At 54.0% G+C, this 18674-nt stretch carries 19 protein-coding genes and 1 pseudogene; 11 read left to right on the top strand and 9 right to left on the bottom strand.

Annotated features, from left to right (window positions below):
- Positions 1 to 1224, top strand: coding sequence for a hypothetical protein (locus U2W12_RS17745; RefSeq protein WP_326502026.1), 1224 nt, complete (start codon positions 1 to 3; stop codon positions 1222 to 1224).
- A 19-nt stretch (positions 1225 to 1243) separates the two neighbouring features.
- On the opposite strand, the gene U2W12_RS17740 is transcribed toward U2W12_RS17745, so the two are convergent.
- The 5 genes from U2W12_RS17740 to U2W12_RS17720 form a co-directional block, all read right to left on the bottom strand.
- A complete protein-coding gene (locus U2W12_RS17740; protein WP_326502025.1) occupies positions 1244 to 2371 on the bottom strand; it encodes a sodium ion-translocating decarboxylase subunit beta in 1128 nt (375 codons plus the stop codon).
- A 101-nt stretch (positions 2372 to 2472) separates the two neighbouring features.
- Positions 2473 to 4260 (bottom strand): sodium-extruding oxaloacetate decarboxylase subunit alpha, encoded by a 1788-nt coding sequence (gene oadA, locus U2W12_RS17735; protein WP_326502024.1) that lies wholly within the window; start codon positions 4258 to 4260, stop codon positions 2473 to 2475.
- 87 nt (positions 4261 to 4347) lie between these two features.
- Complete coding sequence (locus tag U2W12_RS17730) at positions 4348 to 4575, bottom strand: OadG family transporter subunit (protein WP_326502023.1); 228 nt, start codon at positions 4573 to 4575, stop codon at positions 4348 to 4350.
- A gap of 155 nt (positions 4576 to 4730) precedes the next feature.
- Positions 4731 to 5495: an ABC transporter permease gene (locus tag U2W12_RS17725; RefSeq protein WP_326502022.1), complete on the bottom strand. Its 765-nt coding sequence runs from the start codon at positions 5493 to 5495 to the stop codon at positions 4731 to 4733.
- Entirely contained in the window at positions 5492 to 6421 is a 930-nt protein-coding gene (locus U2W12_RS17720) for an ABC transporter ATP-binding protein (protein WP_326502021.1), read from the bottom strand. The genes U2W12_RS17725 and U2W12_RS17720 overlap by 4 nt, the downstream gene beginning before the upstream one ends.
- 139 nt (positions 6422 to 6560) lie before the next feature.
- Between U2W12_RS17720 and ppx the strand changes: the two genes are divergently transcribed.
- Both ppx and U2W12_RS17710 read left to right on the top strand, forming a co-directional pair.
- Entirely contained in the window at positions 6561 to 8060 is a 1500-nt protein-coding gene (ppx, locus tag U2W12_RS17715; protein ID WP_326502020.1) for an exopolyphosphatase, read from the top strand.
- A gap of 7 nt (positions 8061 to 8067) precedes the next feature.
- The gene (locus tag U2W12_RS17710; protein WP_326502019.1) at positions 8068 to 9351 is read left to right on the top strand and encodes a hypothetical protein; all 1284 of its coding nucleotides are present in this window, start codon (positions 8068 to 8070) and stop codon (positions 9349 to 9351) included.
- A gap of 121 nt (positions 9352 to 9472) precedes the next feature.
- On the opposite strand, the gene U2W12_RS17705 is transcribed toward U2W12_RS17710, so the two are convergent.
- The gene (locus tag U2W12_RS17705; protein WP_326502018.1) at positions 9473 to 10285 is read right to left on the bottom strand and encodes a sulfite exporter TauE/SafE family protein; all 813 of its coding nucleotides are present in this window, start codon (positions 10283 to 10285) and stop codon (positions 9473 to 9475) included.
- Between the two features lie 320 nt (positions 10286 to 10605).
- Between U2W12_RS17705 and U2W12_RS17700 the strand changes: the two are divergent.
- The 7 genes and pseudogenes from U2W12_RS17700 to U2W12_RS17670 all read left to right on the top strand — a co-directional run.
- A pseudogene (locus U2W12_RS17700) lies at positions 10606 to 10689 on the top strand (lipoprotein); the annotation flags it as partial.
- 164 nt (positions 10690 to 10853) lie between these two features.
- Positions 10854 to 12101 carry a diaminopimelate decarboxylase gene (gene lysA, locus U2W12_RS17695; RefSeq protein ID WP_326502017.1) on the top strand — a complete coding sequence of 416 codons (1248 nt, stop codon included), beginning with the start codon at positions 10854 to 10856 and terminating at the stop codon, positions 12099 to 12101.
- A gap of 52 nt (positions 12102 to 12153) precedes the next feature.
- Entirely contained in the window at positions 12154 to 12981 is an 828-nt protein-coding gene (gene dapF, locus U2W12_RS17690; RefSeq protein ID WP_326502016.1) for a diaminopimelate epimerase, read from the top strand.
- Positions 12978 to 13670: a DUF484 family protein gene (locus U2W12_RS17685; RefSeq protein WP_326502015.1), complete on the top strand. Its 693-nt coding sequence runs from the start codon at positions 12978 to 12980 to the stop codon at positions 13668 to 13670. Before dapF ends, U2W12_RS17685 begins: the two co-directional genes overlap by 4 nt.
- Positions 13663 to 14574, top strand: a complete 912-nt coding sequence (gene xerC / locus U2W12_RS17680) for a tyrosine recombinase XerC (protein ID WP_326502014.1) — start codon at positions 13663 to 13665, stop codon at positions 14572 to 14574. Before U2W12_RS17685 ends, xerC begins: the two co-directional genes overlap by 8 nt.
- Positions 14575 to 14676: 102 nt before the next feature.
- Positions 14677 to 15708 carry a DUF2333 family protein gene (locus tag U2W12_RS17675; RefSeq protein ID WP_326502013.1) on the top strand — a complete coding sequence of 344 codons (1032 nt, stop codon included), beginning with the start codon at positions 14677 to 14679 and terminating at the stop codon, positions 15706 to 15708.
- 3 nt (positions 15709 to 15711) lie between these two features.
- Complete coding sequence (locus tag U2W12_RS17670; protein ID WP_326502012.1) at positions 15712 to 16011, top strand: DUF4389 domain-containing protein; 300 nt, start codon at positions 15712 to 15714, stop codon at positions 16009 to 16011.
- A gap of 86 nt (positions 16012 to 16097) precedes the next feature.
- Here U2W12_RS17670 and yjgA read toward each other — a convergent pair whose 3' ends face one another.
- The gene (gene yjgA / locus U2W12_RS17665) at positions 16098 to 16700 is read right to left on the bottom strand and encodes a ribosome biogenesis factor YjgA (RefSeq protein WP_326502011.1); all 603 of its coding nucleotides are present in this window, start codon (positions 16698 to 16700) and stop codon (positions 16098 to 16100) included.
- Between the two features lie 33 nt (positions 16701 to 16733).
- Complete coding sequence (locus tag U2W12_RS17660) at positions 16734 to 17261, bottom strand: DNA-deoxyinosine glycosylase (RefSeq protein ID WP_326502010.1); 528 nt, start codon at positions 17259 to 17261, stop codon at positions 16734 to 16736.
- Between the two features lie 90 nt (positions 17262 to 17351).
- Between U2W12_RS17660 and rdgC the strand changes: the two genes are divergently transcribed.
- The gene (gene rdgC, locus U2W12_RS17655) at positions 17352 to 18260 is read left to right on the top strand and encodes a recombination-associated protein RdgC (protein ID WP_326502009.1); all 909 of its coding nucleotides are present in this window, start codon (positions 17352 to 17354) and stop codon (positions 18258 to 18260) included.
- A 111-nt stretch (positions 18261 to 18371) separates the two neighbouring features.
- Here rdgC and U2W12_RS17650 read toward each other — a convergent pair whose 3' ends face one another.
- Positions 18372 to 18650 carry an Lpp/OprI family alanine-zipper lipoprotein gene (locus U2W12_RS17650; RefSeq protein WP_326502008.1) on the bottom strand — a complete coding sequence of 93 codons (279 nt, stop codon included), beginning with the start codon at positions 18648 to 18650 and terminating at the stop codon, positions 18372 to 18374.
- Positions 18651 to 18674 lie beyond the last annotated feature (24 nt).

The following is an 18674-nucleotide window of genomic DNA, read 5'->3' as shown; positions in this document are numbered from 1 at the left end:
GTGCCGCGATATTTAACCCATTTAGCCGCGTCAAGCTTACTGGCACTGGTCGCCGCGGTAGCCATTAACTGGCTGGCCGATCCTTATGCGATTTTTGGCACGCCTTCGATTCCCGATTTCAACGCCGCAAAGCCTGCGATCGCAACCAACGGCAGGATCTTTAAAATGGCGGGTTATCTCCATCGCCCGATGGAGGCGCTGATCTTGGGAACCTCCCGCGCATTGAACATCAGTCCAAAACATGAGGCATTTAGCGGCCTGCGCACCTTGAATCTCGCGATGGCGGCACAGCCGAATGCCGAAACCGCATTAATCTTCAAATATGTCGCCGAACACAATCGGTTACAGACCGCCGTCATTGGCCTGGATTTTTTTGCCTCGAATGCCTATCTTCCGTTTCCGGCCGACTTCAGCGAAGAAAATTTCTCTGCCGACAGAAAGTTAAAATTGCTGCTGTCATTCGATACATTGAAGGCCAGCAAAAACACCTTGTTCCGGCACGGCCCGGCGCCGATCGCGCCGGACGCGGCCAAGTTGAATGTCAAAAAGAAGTTCAGCAAACAAGCTTTTACCGCTTCCGAGAGAAGCTACATGTGGGGAGGCACCTATCTTCCCGCCCCCAAGTGCCGATACGCATTAGAAGCGGGAAAAGGCGAAACCGGCAAGGTCCAGAAAACCCCGCCGCTGGAACAAATCCGCGCCCTGATCGCCCTGGCCCATCGGCGCCAGGTCAAACTCTTCTTGTTTATTTCTCCTGCGCACGCACGGCAATGGGAAACGCTGGCCGCGTTGGGGCTTTGGCAGAAATGGGAGGAATGGAAACGGAAACTCGTCAGGATCAATGAAGAAGAAGGGCTACGCGCCGATCAGCACGCCTTTCCGCTATGGGATTTTAGCGGCTACACCCGTATTACCAGCGAAAACCTGCCGGGCGGGAACGACCCGAATGCCGAAATGTTCGGCTATATCGAGTCATCGCATTACAAACCGAATATCGGTAACTTAATCTTGGACAGACTGTTTGGCCTGAGCGTTCCGGAAAGACCGCTTCCGAAGGATTTTGGCGTCCGGCTTTCTTCCGCGAACATCGCGTCGCATCTGGCGAACGTCCGTTCGGCGAGGCTTCGCTATCGGCAAAACCACCCGCAAGACATTGCCGAAATCACCGCATTGGAGCGTCAGGTCAAGGCCGAAAGCCGATGTATTGCACGAGATGGAAATTGAACCCGGCCTCAAGCCAATATCATTTGACTAAGCTTAACAACACACCGGCCGCGACCGCGGAACCGATCACGCCGGCCACATTCGGCCCCATCGCATGCATCAGCAGAAAGTTATGCGGGTTGCTTTCCAGGCCCAGCTTATTCGCGACACGCGCGGCCATCGGTACGGCCGAAACGCCGGCCGCGCCGATTAACGGATTGATCTGAGTACTGCTGAAGCGATTCATGATCTTCGCCATGACCACGCCGCCCGCAGTGCCGATCGCAAATGCGACCGCTCCCAGCGCCAGAATGCCGAGTGTCTTGAATTGTAAAAAGGCTTCGGCGCTCAATTTCGAACCGACCGACAAGCCTAAAAAGATCGTCACGATATTGATCAGCTCGTTTTGTGCGGTCTGACTCAAGCGTTCGACCACGCCGCACGCATTCATCAGATTGCCCAACGCGAACATGCCAACCAATGGCGCGGCCGACGGCAACATCAGAATGCATAGCAACAACAGCATCAGGGGGAAAACGATTTTTTCGGTCTTGCTGACCGCGCGCAATTGTTGCATCTCGATTTTACGCTCGTCTTCGGTAGTCAACGCGCGCATAATCGGCGGCTGGATCAACGGCACCAACGCCATGTAGGAATAGGCGGCGACCGCGATCGCGCCAAGCAAATCCGGCGCGAGCCGGGAGGCGACATAAATCGCGGTCGGGCCGTCCGCGCCGCCAATGATGCCAATCGCGGCAGCATCCCTCAGCGAAAACTCGAGACCCGGCACCATATTCAACGCCAACGCGCCGAGCAATGAAGCAAAAATGCCCAACTGCGCGGCCGCGCCAAGCAACAAGGTCTTCGGATTCGCGATCATCGGCCCGAAATCGGTCATCGCGCCGACGCCCATGAAAATCAGCAACGGAAAAACCCCGGTCTTGATACCGAAATACAAGTAATGCAAAATGCCGCCCTCTTCCGCAATGCCGGCGACAGGAATATTGCTGAGTACCGCGCCAAAGCCGATCGGCAGCAACAGCAAGGGTTCGAAGCCTTTTTTGATCGCCAGATACAACAGTACGAAACCGACCAGCATCATGAAGGCCTGGCCGCTGCTCATGTTATAAAGGCCGGTGCTCTGCCAAAGTGAAATTACATTTTCCATGAATGATCGTTTGAAGAATTTATGTTATAGCAAGTGTCCGTTTGCCCGCGGAAAAAACACCCCTGAGCCGCGCCTGTCTGCCTTTTGGCTGGCTCCAGGCGTTATAAAGTTATCAGCGCATCGCCTCCAGCGACGCCGCTGCCTTCCTTCACATGAACGGCGCTGACGACGCCCGCGAATTTGGAGCGCACTTCGGTCTCCATTTTCATCGCTTCCATGATCACGACGATCTCGCCGGCGGCTACCACACTGCCCGGACTGACCAGAATTTTCAGGATGTTGCCGGCCATCGGCGCTTCAACTATGGCACCGCTGCTGCCCGGCTGTGGCACCACGATAGGCTGGGCGGCTGGTTCGATCGTCAATCCGATACCGCCGGGCCCCACGGCCACATTGAAGTTTCTGCCGTCCACATTGACCACATAAGATTCGACCGCCTGCGCTGCCTTGCCTTGACCTTTTGCCGCAGCCGGCTCATTGCCGGTCTCGCCGATCGGCGCGGCTTCGAACGCGGAAGAATTACCGCGGTTGACCAGAAATTTCCAGCCGACCTGATTGAACATCGCATTGATCAAGGCGTCTTCTTCGACATTCTTGGCCAACTTGACGCCTTCTTTCTTGGCCTTTTCCCTCAACTCGGCAACCAATTTGTCCATTTCCGGCGCGATCAGATCGGCCGGGCGGCAGGTGACAGGAGCGCCGCCTTCGAGCACGCGTTCCTGCAACTGTTTGTTAACCGGCGCCGGCGTCGCACCGTACTCGCCTTTCAAGAGCCCTGCGGTTTCCTTGGTGATCGTTTTATAGCGTTCGCCACTGATCACATTCAACACTGCTTGCGTGCCGACGATCTGCGACGTCGGCGTGACCAGCGGGATGAAGCCCAAATCCTCGCGCACGCGCGGAATTTCATGCATTACCTCGTCAAACTTGTCGGCGGCGCCCTGCTCTTTCAATTGGCTTTCCATATTGGTCAGCATGCCGCCCGGCACTTGCGCGATCAAAATACGACTATCGACACCTTTCAGGCTGCCCTCAAATTGTGCGTATTTCTTGCGAATGCCCCGGAAATAGGCGGCGATTTCTTCGAGCCTGGTCAAATCCAGGCCGGTCGCGCGTTCAGTTCCTTCGAGGCTGGCTACGAGCGTTTCAGTCGGGCTATGGCTGTACGTCATGCTAAGGGGTGAAATCGCCGTATCGACCATATCGACTCCGGCTTCGGCCGCCTTGAGCAGACTCGACGCGCTCAAGCCGGTCGTCGCATGGCAATGCAGATGGATCGGCAGCGATGTGCTTTTTTTGAGGCGCGAAACCAGTTCGAACGCTTCGTACGGCTTCAATAGCCCGGCCATGTCCTTGATGCAAATCGAATGCGCACCCATGTCCTCGATCTTTTTACCGAGATCGACCCACGAATCCAGTGTATGCACCGGGCTCGTCGTATAAGAAATAGTGCCCTGCGCATGCGCATCGGTCCTCAGCACTGCCTTGACTGCATGTTCGATATTGCGCATGTCATTCATCGCATCGAAGATGCGAAACACATCAATGCCGTTGATGGCGCTGCGTTCGATGAACTTGTCGACCACATCGTCAGCAAAATGCCGATAGCCGAGCAAATTCTGTCCGCGCAGCAACATTTGCTGGCGCGTATTCGGCATGGCGGCTTTCAGCAAACGCAATCTTTCCCACGGATCTTCGCCGAGGTATCGAATGCAGGCATCGAAAGTGGCGCCGCCCCAGGACTCGACCGACCAATAGCCCACCTGATCAAGTTTTTCGCAAATCGGCAGCATGTCCTCGATACGCATCCGAGTCGCAAAAAGCGACTGATGCGCATCGCGCAACGCGACTTCGGTGATCGACAAAGGCTTGATCTTCTCATTCGCCATTCTTAAATTTTCTCCGGTATCCTTAAAAGTTGGGTTGGCGGCCTCAGCGGGTCACCAGCTAATTAATTGGGCAAATTTCGTTCCATTCTACCTGTTTTTGCTCCGGTATTGATGCACCGCCGCCGAAATCGCCGCGACGGTTGCCTTATCCGTTTCAATTTTGACAACTTTCGCGGCTTTAGGCTGTTCCGGAAAAAAACGCTGGATTAGGAACGACATCACATTGATCGCAACGACCAACAACGCCAAAAAAAAATAAACGATGCCCATTCCGACAATCATCAATTCAACACCGCTGCTAATCAGTTCTGCCATAATGCGTTACCCTGTTCAAAAACTTTAGCCATTTGGATTGCATTATCCCTAAAACACTGTCGGTAAACAAACTAAAGATGCCCCAATCCTTAAAAAATTAATAGCGGGGGCGCACGCTTAACACGCAAAATCTTCACATTGCCGGCGGTCAAGCGTTAATTTTTGATGCCGACCCCTTTGCGCAGCAAATACAGACTGAACAAGGCCATCAAGACGATAAACCCGCCGGTCATTCGATAAGCCAGACCAATGTCCACGTCGCTCACGCCGATCATTCCGTAACGTAAGGCGTTAACCATGTACAAAATCGGATTGCCCATCGCAATCGTTCGCCAGATGCCGTCCAGCATTTCGACCGAAAAAAACACGCCCCCGAGATAGCTAAGCGGAGTCAGGATAAAGTTCGGAATGATCGAAATATCGTCGAAGCTTTCCGCGAACACCGCATTGATAAAGCCCGCCAACGAGAACAACGTCGCGGTCAGCACCACGACAGACAGGCAGATCATCACATTGTATACGTTGATTTGCGCGAATATCAGCGAAATTAGCGCGACCACGATGCCTACCGACAATCCGCGCACGATGCCTCCGGACACATAGCCGCCCAGAATTACCCAATTCGGCACCGGCGCAACCAGGAGTTCCTCGATATTGCGTTGAAATTTGGTCGAATAAAACGATGACACCACGTTCGCATAGGAATGGCTGATCACCGACATCAGAATGACGCCGGGGACGATATAGTCGATGTAGCTGGCGCCGCTGACCGTGCCGATCCTGGCGCCGATCAACTTGCCGAAAATCAGAAAATACAACGCGGTGGTAATCGCCGGCGGCAGCAAGGTCTGCGGCCAAATGCGGAAAAAGCGTTGGACTTCCTTGACCGCGATCGTGCGAAAGGCAATGCCGTAATTCATCGTTCGTCTCCTGGCGTATTAGCATTGATCAAATCCAGAAACAGCTGCTCGAGCCGATTCGATTTATTCTTCAGACTGATCACCTTGATCCCCCGCTCGCTGAGCCGGCTAAACAGTTGATTCAGACCGAACGTTTTCGGCACACCGACATTCAGCACCCGCTCGGAAACCCGCTCGATCTGCACGCCGTCGATCTTCGGCGCGGCGTCGATCGGCGCCTCCAGATCGAGCAGGAAATGATCGATATTCAGCCGCGCCAAGAGGCCAGCCATGTCGGAATGTTCGACGATGCGGCCCTGATCGATAATCGCGATATTCCGGCACAGGCTTTCCGCTTCTTCCAGATAATGCGTGGTCAAGATGATCGTGGTGCCCTGCGCGTTGACTTCGCGCATCAGCTTCCACATCGACCGTCGGATTTCGATATCGACGCCGGCGGTCGGCTCATCGAGAATCAACAGTTTAGGATCATGCACCATGGCGCGCGCTATCATCACCCGGCGTTTCATCCCGCCGGACAAACGCCGCGACACGGAGTCGCGCTTATCCCAAAGTTCCATCTGCTTCAGGCATAGTTCGGTTCGGTGAAGCGCCAGTTTACGCGGCACGCCATAATAACCTGCCTGATTCAGTACGATATTTTTGACCGTTTCAAACTGATTGAAATTGACTTCCTGGGGTACCAGACCGATACAATTTTTGGCTTTGTCGCGTTCCCGCTGTAAATCGTGCCCGAAGATGCTGACCGACCCGCTGGTCGCATTGACCAACGAACTGATGATGCCGATCGCGGTCGATTTGCCCGCCCCGTTCGGCCCCAGCAACGCAAAAAAATCGCCCGCCGCGACATCCAGATCGATGCCTTTCAAAGCTTCGAAGCCATTACTATAGGTTTTGCGGAGGTTACGTAGGGATAATGCATTCATAAGCAAACTATTACTTAACGAAATCCTTCAAATCAGTTAAATTAGGCACCGGTGGAATTCAATCACGATAAAAAAACAAGCAAAAACCGTCCAATTCTATCAGATTTGCAACCATTCTGTTGACTTAACCGGATAGACCGTGCCAAAAAAATTGCCCGAAGTTGTTGCCGCCGTTGATCTCGGCTCGAACAGCTTTCACATGATTGTTTGCAGCCTCAAGGACGGCAAACTGCAAATCCAGGACCGGATACGCGAAATGGTCAGACTGGCCTCCGGCCTGGACAAAAACGATGCTCTCGATAGCGAAACCCAGGCCAGAGCGCTGGCCTGCCTGGAAAAATTCGGCCAGCGGGTACGTAATTTTCCGCCCGGCAGCGTGCGCGCGGTCGGCACGAACACCTTGCGGATAGCAACCAATGCGCAGGAATTCCTGAGCAAGGCCGAACAGGCACTCAATCACCCGATCGACATCATTTCGGGCATCGAGGAAGCGCGTATGATTTATTTGGGCGTCGCCTACAGCCTGGGCGGCAACGGCGGCACCCGGCTGGTGATGGACATCGGCGGCGGCAGCACCGAATATATCCTGGGCACGGGCTACTCGCCGCGCGAGAAGGAAAGCCTGCACATGGGCTGCGTGACACTCAGCAACCAGTTTTTCAAAAGCGGCAAGCTCTCCAAAAGCGCCTTCGCGCAAGCGGTGTTATTCGCCGAGCAGCAACTGGAGCCGTTCCAGCAGGTATTCCGCCGTGGTAAATGGAATAAAGCGATCGGCGCCTCCGGCTCTCTACGCGCGATCGACAAAGTTCTTAAAGCCAAGGGCTGGAGCAATAACGGCATTACGTTGGAAGGCCTGGAGCAACTGGCCGCACACATCGGCCAATGCGGCCATGTCAACGAGCTGAAACTGCCCGATTTAAACCCGGACCGCCTGCCGATATTTCCGGGCGGCGTCGCGATCGTTTATGCGACCTTCAAAATCCTCGGCATCGAACAAATGACCGTCTCCGACGGCGCCTTGCGCGAAGGCTTGATCCAGGACCTGATGGGCCGGATATTCGATCACGACATCCGCTCCGCAACCGTGCGCAACTGGGCGGAGCGCTTTCATACCGACAAGCCGCATGCCGCTCGTGTCAAACAAACGATTGCATACATGCTGCCGCAATTGCGCAATGACAACACGCCGATCGACAACGACACGATCACCCAATTCCTTAACTGGGCCGCCGATCTGCATGAAATCGGCCGCGACATAGCGCACAGCGGCTATCACAAACACAGCGCCTATATCATCGAGAACGGCGATCTAGCCGGCTTTTCGAGACAGGATCAAACCCTGTTGGCGACCCTCATCAGAACGCACCGGCGCAAGTTCGTGCGCTCGTTGTTCGCCGGCCTGCCGGCGCCCTGGAACGAGGTGGCGCCTTATCTGAGCATCATTTTGCGGCTCGCCGTGCTGCTGCGCCGCAATCGTTTTGATGCCGACTTGCCAAAATTCGGGATTGCGATCGAAAAATCGAAGATTCGCCTGAGTTTCCCGGAAAACTGGTTAAACGCATCGCCGTTGACCCATGCCGATTTGCTGCTGGAAGCCGACTATCTCAAACAGGGCGGCTTCAAGCTGGATTTTTGCTGATTCGCCAATGAAGCTGCTATTACGCCTGTCGAGCTACACTCTGTTAACGGTCCTGGCGCTGAGCGTCACGATCGTTTTATTCGGAGTCGGTAATAAACCCGAAGTGATAGGCCTCGGCTGGGAACTGACCCACGACGACATCGCCCGCGCGAAGAAGATTCTGCACGAAGGCGCGCAAATCAAACCGTATGAGCTCGGCACGATCGAACTGACCGAAAACGACCTGAATCTGGCCGGCAATTATCTGTTGAACCGCTACTGGAAAAGCGCGGTATATATTCAACTGATAAACAACAAGCTACGCTTCAATGTGACGATCACGTTGCCGGACAATATTCTCGGAAAATATCTGAACATCAGCTTCCGACTCGGCAACGACTCGATCTACGAACTGCCCGGCATCACCAAGTTCAAGGTCGGGAAACTGCTATTGCCGGCAAGGCTCGCAGCCTGGGTTATGCAGCGCATCATCCATAATACCTCGCTACGCGACTATTACATTTTGGCGACTCAACCGATCAAAGCGGTTATTATCGATCAGGAACAACTCACGATCACCTATTATTCAAGCGCCGAGTCTTTACAGCAGGCGCGAGAGTTTCTTGCCGACAGCAGCGCCAACCCGGCACAAGCTGTTTATCAAAAAAGACTGGCCGAAATCGTCGCCGGCCACGATCCCGAATGGCGTCTGTCGCTGGCGGAGTTATTGCAGCCAATGTTTCAACTGGCCCTGCAGCGCTCTGCGCCGGACTCGGCGATAGAAGAAAACCGGTTGGCGATCCTGACCGTCAACGACTATGTGAACCAACAGCAAATTCCCAAGCTATTGGACGTTCCGAACGCGAAACCGGCCCAGAATACCCAATATTCCGCCTTTATGTATAAGCGCATCGATCTGGCTCAACATTTCATCGGCGCAGCCGCATTGACCGCCACAATGAATGGACAGTTGGCCAAAGTGATGGGGGAACAAAAAGAGCTGAGCGACGCGGAGAACGGCGGCAGCGGCTTCAGCTTCATCGATCTGGCCGCCGACAAAGCCGGCACGAAATTCGGCGAAATCGCGACTTCGACGCCGGAAAATGCGCGGAGCATCCAAAAAGCGATGTCCGCTATCCGAAGCTACAGCGAATTCATGCCTGACCCCAGGGACCTTCCGGAAAAAATGGATGCGGCAGAATTTCATGAACGCTTCGGATCGATAAACAGCGAGGAATATCTAAAGATATCAAAGGAAATCGACATGCGTATCGCAGCTTTGTCGATTTATCGGCGTCAAACCGAGAAGTAATACTCACAAAGCGTATAGGATGGTTACGACTTGCATGATTGCAGGAGCAGTTGCCGAGAAAGCAGGCGAAAACCCACAAAGGCCTCCGCCAGTCTGATCAGTCGTGCCGATTATGCGCCCCTTACTGCAACACAAATTTAAAGCCGATCAGCAACAACACTGTCGCCAGTACCGGGCGAAGAAAACGTTCGGGAATCTTCGCGCTCAAATGGCTGCCGATCCAGATGCCCGGCAAGGAGCCGATCAATAAGCTGGACAGTAAAATCCCATCGACATTGCCGATGCTCAAATGACCGAGGCCTGCCACCGCGGTCAACGGAATCGCGTGCGCGAGATCGGTGCCAACCACTTTCAATGTGGTCATCCTCGGATACAGAAACAACAATGCCACCGTTCCCAAAGCGCCCGCGCCTACCGAAGACAGCGTGACCAGCACGCCGAGAATCATGCCGATCAAAATGGTGGCTGGCGCATGAAAACGCCGAAAGCGCGCGGCATTGTCTTCGTTGCTATGATCGTCGTCGAGCTGACCAACTTTTTGCGCTTTATTCATCAACACGCTGCGCACCAGCAAGGAACAGGCGGTCAAAATCAGCGCGATGCCCAGCGAATAAGTGATCATGCTGCCGATTTCCTTTCCGGTTTCGTGGAGTTGCTTTAATACATAAAGCGTCCCCAGCGCGCAAGGCAGACTGCCCAGCGCCAACAAACCGACGATTTTCCATTCGACCGAATTATGTTTGCCGTGATGCACCCAGACGCCGCCGGTCTTGGTGATCGCCGCGAACAACAGATCGGTGCCGACCGCAACCGCCGGCTTGAAACCAAATAAAAACACCAATAAAGGGGTCATCAGCGAACCGCCGCCGACGCCGGTCACGCCGACCAGCAAACCGACCGAAAATCCCGAAACTATATATGCCGTGCTGAACAAAGCACACTCCTTATCAAACTTCGTAAAAAGATGCGCACTATACCAGTTTATGATTGCTTATTTAACAATATGTTATCCTATGGCGCCGCCATTGGACCCTATCGCTGCCTGCGAAGCACGATGAAACCGGAGCTATTGCACTCGGCAGCATCGCCGAGCAGGCGCCGGGCACGTCAATACCGCGCATCAGCCCGACAAAACGGCCTGCGAATCTATCTGGGGCGATCCGATCGGCGACGGCTTTCTAAACAGGCCGGTTTAGGCTTATCATGTGCGTTTTGTTCGGTCCCGGCTTGACTGCTTACTTTTTATTGACGACCATGAAGTTTCACCCCAATTGCCTTTACTTGCTAACGGTGTTAGGGCTTGCCGGTTGCGGCCAGTCCGGTCCATTGTATCTACCCTCTAAACCGCCGCCCGGCGTTAAGGCGGATGGCGATCAGCCCACACCGATTCCCGAACGTGAAATCAATCAGGCGGCGCCGCCGATCGATGCTGCGCAGCCGAAACCGGCCAAGCAAAACCCCAAAGAAGAAGACTACCCTCCAACCGAATACACGCAATAACGATGGATTATTTCAATTACCGGAACGATGAACTCTTTGCCGAAGACGTGCCTGTCGAGCACATCGTCAAGCAGTATGGCACACCTTGCTATGTCTATTCGCGCGCCACGCTCGAACGGCATTGGCGCGCATTCGATAGCGCTTTTGGCGAGCATCCGCATCTGATCTGCTACGCGGTCAAGGCCAATTCGAATATCGCCTTACTGAATTTATTAGCCCGTCTCGGCTCCGGTTTCGATATCGTCTCGCTCGGCGAACTGCAACGGGTCATCGCCGCCGGCGGCGCGCCCGACAAGATCGTCTTCTCCGGCGTCGGTAAGCGCGAGGACGAAATCATAGCCGCCCTAAAGATCGGCATCCGCTGTTTCAATATCGAAGTCAGCGGCGAACTCGACCGCATCAACCATCTGGCCGACCAACTCGGCGTGATCGCGCCGGTATCGTTCCGGGTCAATCCCGATGTCGATGCAAATACCCACCCTTATATCTCGACCGGCCTGAAAGAAAACAAATTCGGTATCGCTTTCGATCAGGCATTGAGCGAATACCGACGTGCCGCCCAAATGCCGAACATCAAAATCATCGGCATCGATTGCCATATCGGCTCGCAACTCACTGACACCCGGCCGTTTCTAGATGCGCTGGACCGTATTCTCGAACTGGTCTCCGCGTTGAAAGCGGCAGGCATCGACTTGCATCATCTGGATCTCGGCGGCGGCCTCGGCATTCGCTACAAGGACGAGCAACCGCCTGAGCCGGCCGACTATATTCAGGCCGTATTGGAACGGCTCGGAGATACCGATTTCGAAATTCTGCTGGAACCCGGACGCGCGATTGTCGGCAATGCGGGCATTTTGGTCACCCGCGTCGAATACCTGAAAGCGACCGACCATAAAAACTTCGCTATCGTCGATGCGGCGATGAACGATCTGGTACGTCCGTCGCTGTACAGCGCCTGGCAGAACATCATCCAAGTGAAGTTGCAAAGCCGGGCCGAAGAGCAAACCTGGGATATTGTCGGCCCGGTCTGCGAAACCGGCGACTTTTTAGGCAAGGGGCGTCCGCTCAGCTTAAATGAAAACGATTTACTGGCGATCCGCTCATCCGGCGCCTACGGTTTCAGCATGAGCTCGAATTACAATTCGCGCCCACGCGCGGCCGAAGTGCTGGTTGATGGCAAGTACATGCATCTGATCCGGGCGCGGGAAGCGATCGAACAATTATGGGCGGGGGAGCGGTTGATTCATTGAGGAATCGCTGCTAAAGTCATTTAAGATAATTTTTCGAGCGCACTTCAATTCAATGCTTCGTTTCACCAAAATGCACGGACTCGGCAATGACTTTGTCGTCATTGACGCGATTCACCAAACGCCACGACTGGAGGCCGAGTCGATCAAGAAACTTGCTGACCGTCATTTCGGCATCGGTTTCGATCAATTGTTGCTGGTCGAAAAACCCGTCAGCGCGAATGCCGATTTCAAATACCGGATTTTTAACGCGGACGGCGGCGAGGTCAGCCAATGCGGCAACGGCGCCCGCTGTTTCGCCCGCTTCGTGCGCGACAAGGGCTTGTCTTCGAAGGATGAAGTCCGCGTCGACACCGACGCGGGACAGTTGCTGCTGAAATTTGACGACGACGGTCAGATCACCGTAAACATGGGCATTCCTCGGCATCAGCCGGCCGAGATTCCGTTGCTGGCCGATCACGAAGCCAGCGCGTATCAAGTGATTGCCGATGGCGAGACCTATACTTTCGGCGCCGTATCGATGGGCAACCCTCATGCGGTTCTCCAAGTGCCGGATGTCGACAACGCGCCAGTGGCATCGGCCGGAAGCCTGCTGGAATCGCATACGATCTTTCCGGCGCGAGCGAATATCGGTTTCATGCAGATCGTAAACCGAACGCAGATCAAATTGCGCGTTTACGAGCGCGGCGCGGCTGAGACGTTGGCCTGCGGCAGCGGCGCCTGCGCGGCAGCGGTGATCGCGATCGATCGCGATCTTGTCGACAATACCGTTCAGGTTGAATTACCGGGCGGATCGTTAATAATTAGTTGGGTAGGCCGCGGCGAACCGGTGCTGATGACAGGCCCTGCCATTTCCGTTTTCGAGGGGACGATTAATCTATGAACGAGCAACAAAACGCGTTGACTTCAGACCAGGTTGCGGATTATTTACGCGCAAACCCGGAATTCTTCAACGATCATTTGGATCTCCTGGAAGATCTGAGCATACCGCATCCGAGCGGGAATGCCGTATCGCTGATCACAAAACAGCTCGAAATTCTGCGCAACCGCAACCAGGAAATGGAAACGCAATTGGGCGGCCTGATCGAGATTGCCAAAAGCAACGATACGTCGTTCAACCGAATGCACAAGCTGACTCTGGCTCTGCTCGAAACCTCGACGCTCGAAGAAACGGTCGCCAGTCTCGAAGAGGTTCTGTCCGGTTATTTCATGACCGACTTCATTGCGGTCCGGATCATCACCAGTAAGCCGGATGCGGCTTTACCGCACCTGTTTCTCGCACAGGACAGCGCCGAACTCGAGCCGTTTCTGCCTATACTCGCCACCGATCAACCCAAATGCGGCCGCCCGACCTTGGCCCAGGCCAAAGTCTTATTCGGCGCCGCGGCGCTCGAAGTCCAGTCCGCCGCGATCATTCCGATGAAATTCGCCGACATGAGCGGCGTGCTCGCGATCGGCAGCCTCAACAACGACCGTTTTCACTACAGCATGGGCAGTTTCTTTCTGACCCACATGAGTGAAATCATCAGCGCGCGCTTTCTGTCTTTGCTCTCGCAAAAAAAATATGCATAGCGACGCCCGGCAATGGCTGGATGATTATCTCCACGAACTGGAAGTCGAAAAGCGCGCATCCAGGCATACGATCAGCAGTTACCGGCGAGACCTCGAACAATTGGCCGGTTTTTGCGACGAGAAATCGATCCGGCAATGGTCCCTTGTCGGACAACAGCATATCCGCGCGCATATCGCCGCACGCCATCGGCAGGGGATTGGCAGCAAAAGCCTGCAACGCGAATTGTCCGCTCTGCGCGGCTTTTTTCAGTTTTTGTTGAAAAAACGCCGGGTTGAAATCAATCCGGCCGAGCATGTCAAGGCCCCCAAACAGCCGCGCAAACTGCCGAAAACGCTCGATGTCGATCAAATTACGGGGCTCCTGGAAGCCGGGGCGCATTCGGATCTGGAATGCCGTGATTTGGCGATGTTCGAATTGTTCTATTCGAGCGGCCTGCGTTTGAGCGAACTGGTCGCGCTGAATCTGACCGACGTCGATCTGGACGATCAGTCGCTGCTCGTCAAATCCGGCAAGGGCGGTAAAGACCGCGTGCTACCGATCGGCGGCAAGGCGATCAGTGCGATCCGCAACTGGCTTCCGATCCGGAACAACACCGCGGACATCGAGGAAATCGCTTTATTCACCTCGGCGAAAGGTTTCCGGCTCGGCGCGCGCAGCGTGCAATTGCGGCTAGAGCGCTGGCGTGTCGCGAAAGGCATCGCGGAACACATTCATCCACACATGCTCAGGCATTCCTTCGCAAGCCATTTACTCGAATCAAGCAGGGATCTGCGCGCGGTACAGGAGTTGCTCGGCCACAGTAATATCGGCACCACACAAATCTATACACATCTGGATTTTCAGCATCTCGCCGAAATTTATGATCAGACGCATCCTCGGGCAAAAAAAATGCCCGAACCCTAATTGCAGGCGGAAAAAAAATCCAAAATCTGCTACCATGCAAGCTCTTTTCACCCAAAGTAATCTGTTGTCTGCAACAATGACAATTCAAACAGGATTCCAGTAATGGCGGCAAACGAATTTGAAGATAGTAAATCGAAAGGGGTACTCTGGGGCTTTGGCGTTCTGGTACTTGCTACGCTTGTAATTGTTTTTATTTTGGGTGCATGGTGGGGAAGTGAACCGGATCAATTCAATGTCCAAGAAGAGGCGATGGAACGCGCCAAAATTACCAATACCACCGATATTCCTTTGGGTTATACCTATACCAACGCGTTGGCCCATATCGCCGAAGTCCTGCTGCATAAATCAGGCGGCTATATCACCAACGATGTGGCACCCCCGGGGTTGTTTCTGGACAACATCTCGAACTTTGAATACGGATCGCTGGTGATGCTGCGCGATGCCGTGTCGGCGCTCAGAAACCACTTTGCTCGCGATCAGTCGCAGTCCGACGAAGACCCTGACCTGAAAATCGCCGAACCCTATTTTTATTACGAAAATGATTCCTGGGCGCTGCCGTCGACCGAAGCCGAATACCAAAAGGGCGTGGATGCGCTGCACAATTACATGACGCGTCTGCAAAAATGGGGCGGTAATGTGAAGCGGGGGCAGTTTTATGCGCGCGCTGACAACTTGTGGCAATATACCGAAGTGGTGATCAAACGCCTGGGCAATCTTTCGACCCGGCTCAGCGCCAGCACCGCGGGGGCCGTGATCAGTCCCGAATTTGCGGTGGTAGCCCCCGAAACCGACATTTCGAGCCGTAACCCCAAAGCCGGGACGCTTCCTGAAACTCCTTGGCTTGAAATCGACGACGTTTTCTACGAGGCGCGCGGCTCAAGTTGGGCGCTGCTGCATATTCTGAAAGCGGTCAAATATGACTTCCATGACATTCTGCTCGACAAGCGCGCGATGAACACGGTCGACATCATGATCAAATCGCTCGAAAACGCGATGGCGCCGATTCTGAGCCCGATGATTCTGAACGGTAGCGGCTACGGCCTGTTCGCCAACTATTCTTTAACGATGGCGACTTATATCGCCCGCGCGAATGCATCCGCGTTGGACTTGCGCGACATCATGAACCGAGGCTAAACAATGGACGAACAAATCAACTACAACCTGACCAACATCGATACCTGGAAAAGAATCTTCTTCATGCTGATTTTTGCGGCGATCGGCGGCCTGGTCAGAATGCTGCTGTGGGCGGTGATCCTCCTGCAGGTTGCATCGACCTTGCTGACCGGCAAGGCGAATAAGAATATCCTGAATCTCGGCCGCAGTTTGTCGGTTTATACTTACCACATCCTGCTGTTCATGACTTTCAATACCGAAGCCCTGCCCTTCCCGTTTTCGGACTGGAATCAGAGTGCGGAATTGAAAATGCCAGAGAAATAACTGCCGGCAGCGAAAGGGATGAGGCTCGCTCCTTTGCCCATCCATGCATGTTTTTCCGGGACAACCCTGCCCGGGAAAGCAAAAGTCTAGCGCTCATCCCGATCTTCGTCAAACACATCCTCGTCGTCGGCTTCCGCCTCATCTTCTTCCGGCGACAGGTAATCGCTCTGCAATAATTCCTTCAGATAACGATACAGCATCCGTGCAGACTTGGGCGGCTTCGCGGCCGCGATTTCCTTTTGCGCATTGCGGATCAACTGCCGCAACTGCTGGCTGTCGGCCTCCGGATAATCATCCAGCAATTCGGTCACCGCCTCGTTGCCTTCGGCGATCAGTCGATCGCGCCACTGCTCGGCCAGATGATGCTCCCTGACCGCATGCGCGCTTTTGTTCTGGATTCGCGCCATTTTTTCGATGATCGGCGCCACATCGATCAGATGCAACTGACCCGCGATATATTTCAACAAGCGCTTGCGCGCGCCTTTATGCGGCATGCCGGAAACTTCGCGTACCGCTTGCAGAATCTTTTCCGGCAGCGGCAGCGTATTCAACTGATCGGGCGACAGATTCGACATTTCCTCGCCTAACGCAAATAACGCGGCGATCTCCTTTTTTATTTGGGTCTTGTTCGGTCGTACCGCGTAATATTCGACGTCCTCATCATAGCCGTCGTAATCTTCTTCATTCATCTTACAGCGCTTTTTTCCTGTGATTTAATTGGATCAACCCTCCGGCTCGGCCGTCATATATTGCCTGATCTCCTGCCAAGCCTCCAGCTTTTGGGTCAGGCTGAGAGCCGCGTTGGTCGGACTGGTCGAAGGCAGTCTATGATACACCAGATAGCCGAATCGTTCCGGCAAAGTCGGCAAGATGTATTTACGGTAAACTTTTTCCGCCGTCATGCCGTTGAAAAACACATGACGAATCTGTTCGTGGCGACTGAAGAAGTCATTGAAATCGTTGATCACGATCGAATCCAATTCAATATCCGCGTCCAGACTGCCGAGCCTTTGGCAGGTTTTCAAGACATCCCAGACCGCCACGCGATGCGTCATCAGAATGCCTTTGCGCAGCCCGTAACATAAATCCGGCTCCGCACCGAATAGTTGACCCATGATCGCCCAGAACCCATTTTTATTATGGCCGTAATACTGATCCTTCGCTTTCGACACTTTGCTGGGCATTGAGCCCAGAATCAACACCCGCGCATCCGGCGCGGCAATCGGGTCAAATCCGCTTATCTCCTGCATCCTCTTTTCCTCAAAAAATTACTCACAAGCGAGCCTGTCAAATTTGCGATAATATCCGGCTCATTGTAATTATAGGATACCCCTCAAATCATGTGGTTCAAGAATCTGACTATTTTTCGCCTGACCGAAGCTTTCGCGTTGACACCAAGCGAACTCGAACAAAAACTGCAAGCGCTTGTCTTTCGCCCCTGCGGACCCCATGAAGAATTCAGCTTCGGCTGGACACCACCAATCGGGAAATCGTCCGATCCCTTAGTGCATGCCGCCAACGGCTTTATGATGCTGTGCGGAAAAAAAGAAGAAAAAGTGTTGCCGACCGCGGTTGTCAATGAAATGTTGCAGGAAAAAATTAGCGAAATCGAAGACCGCGAAGCGCGCAAATTAGCCAAAAAAGAACGCACAGCGCTGAAAGACGAACTGATCTTCGAACTGCTGCCGAAAGCATTCCGCTTCTCCCGCAAAACTTACGCCTATATCGATCCGAAAGGCGGCTGGCTACTGGTCGATTCGGCATCTGCCAAAAGCGCCGAGGACCTGCTCAGCAACCTGCGCAAATGCCTCGGATCGCTGCCTGCGGTGCCGCTGAATACGCTCGACAAGCCAAGCGTGAATATGACCCAATGGCTGCTGACGCAAGAGGCGCCGGACGATCTGACGATCGAGGATGAATGTGAACTGCGTTCATTGGAAGAAGAAGGCGGCATTATCCGTTGCAAGAAACACGATCTGAGCGTACCGGAAATCAAAAATCATCTGGATACCGGCAAGCAGGCGATCAAGCTGGCCGTAAACTGGGCCGGCCGTATCGCGTTCGTCCTGGACGAACACCTCGCCTTGAAGCGCCTGCGCTTTCTCGACATGGTTCAGGATCAGGCCGCCGACATCGACGCCGGCAGCGCCGCGGAACGTTTCGATGCGGATTTCTCGATCATGACGCTTGAACTGGCCGAATTGCTGCCGCGCCTGACCGCCTGGTTCGGCGGCGAAAACCGGTCTTGAGCCGAGAAAGCGCCCGGTCTTTAAGCTCGGGCGCGTTGCAAAATCAGTAGGCATAAAAAAAGCCCGGAAGCATGGAACCCCGGGCTTTTTTTATGATTTAAGTCGTAAGACTTATTTCATCATGGTTTTATGGAACATTCTGTCCAGTTTGTCGTTGGTTGCTTGAGCAGCATCAGCAGCGCGGTTAGCAGCGGCTTCAGCGGCAGCAGCGCGAGAAGCAGCGTCGTTAGCAGCAGTCATTGCGCTGGAAGCGTCAGAAGAAGCTTTCGCTACATCAGTTTTCAAACCATCGATTTGGCCTTGCAGATTTTCGATATCACCGTTGGTGGCGCAACCTACAACCAAGCTGGCAGCCAATGCAATCATTGATAATTTAACAAGCTTTCTCATTTTCTTTTCCTTTAAAAAAAGTTA

It is taken from the genome of Methylomicrobium sp. Wu6 (assembly GCF_035916875.1).
Lineage (GTDB): Bacteria > Pseudomonadota > Gammaproteobacteria > Methylococcales > Methylomonadaceae > Methylomicrobium.
Note: the sequence above shows the minus strand (reverse complement) of the source record. Positions and strands in the feature narration are given on the sequence as shown.

What these genes read in the sequence shown, in the direction of transcription:
- U2W12_RS17740 (WP_326502025.1), bottom strand. Translation starts at nt 2,371, where the DNA reads ATGGAAAATGTAATTTCACTTTGGCAGAGCACCGGCCTTTATAACATG.
- oadA (WP_326502024.1), bottom strand. Translation starts at nt 4,260, where the DNA reads ATGGCGAATGAGAAGATCAAGCCTTTGTCGATCACCGAAGTCGCGTTG.
- U2W12_RS17730 (WP_326502023.1), bottom strand. Translation starts at nt 4,575, where the DNA reads ATGGCAGAACTGATTAGCAGCGGTGTTGAATTGATGATTGTCGGAATG.
- U2W12_RS17725 (WP_326502022.1), bottom strand. Translation starts at nt 5,495, where the DNA reads ATGAATTACGGCATTGCCTTTCGCACGATCGCGGTCAAGGAAGTCCAA.
- U2W12_RS17720 (WP_326502021.1), bottom strand. Translation starts at nt 6,421, where the DNA reads ATGAATGCATTATCCCTACGTAACCTCCGCAAAACCTATAGTAATGGC.
- U2W12_RS17710 (WP_326502019.1), top strand. Translation starts at nt 8,068, where the DNA reads ATGAAGCTGCTATTACGCCTGTCGAGCTACACTCTGTTAACGGTCCTG.
- lysA (WP_326502017.1), top strand. Translation starts at nt 10,854, where the DNA reads ATGGATTATTTCAATTACCGGAACGATGAACTCTTTGCCGAAGACGTG.
- dapF (WP_326502016.1), top strand. Translation starts at nt 12,154, where the DNA reads ATGCTTCGTTTCACCAAAATGCACGGACTCGGCAATGACTTTGTCGTC.
- U2W12_RS17685 (WP_326502015.1), top strand. Translation starts at nt 12,978, where the DNA reads ATGAACGAGCAACAAAACGCGTTGACTTCAGACCAGGTTGCGGATTAT.
- xerC (WP_326502014.1), top strand. Translation starts at nt 13,663, where the DNA reads ATGCATAGCGACGCCCGGCAATGGCTGGATGATTATCTCCACGAACTG.
- U2W12_RS17675 (WP_326502013.1), top strand. Translation starts at nt 14,677, where the DNA reads ATGGCGGCAAACGAATTTGAAGATAGTAAATCGAAAGGGGTACTCTGG.
- U2W12_RS17670 (WP_326502012.1), top strand. Translation starts at nt 15,712, where the DNA reads ATGGACGAACAAATCAACTACAACCTGACCAACATCGATACCTGGAAA.
- yjgA (WP_326502011.1), bottom strand. Translation starts at nt 16,700, where the DNA reads ATGAATGAAGAAGATTACGACGGCTATGATGAGGACGTCGAATATTAC.
- U2W12_RS17660 (WP_326502010.1), bottom strand. Translation starts at nt 17,261, where the DNA reads ATGCAGGAGATAAGCGGATTTGACCCGATTGCCGCGCCGGATGCGCGG.
- rdgC (WP_326502009.1), top strand. Translation starts at nt 17,352, where the DNA reads ATGTGGTTCAAGAATCTGACTATTTTTCGCCTGACCGAAGCTTTCGCG.
- U2W12_RS17650 (WP_326502008.1), bottom strand. Translation starts at nt 18,650, where the DNA reads ATGAGAAAGCTTGTTAAATTATCAATGATTGCATTGGCTGCCAGCTTG.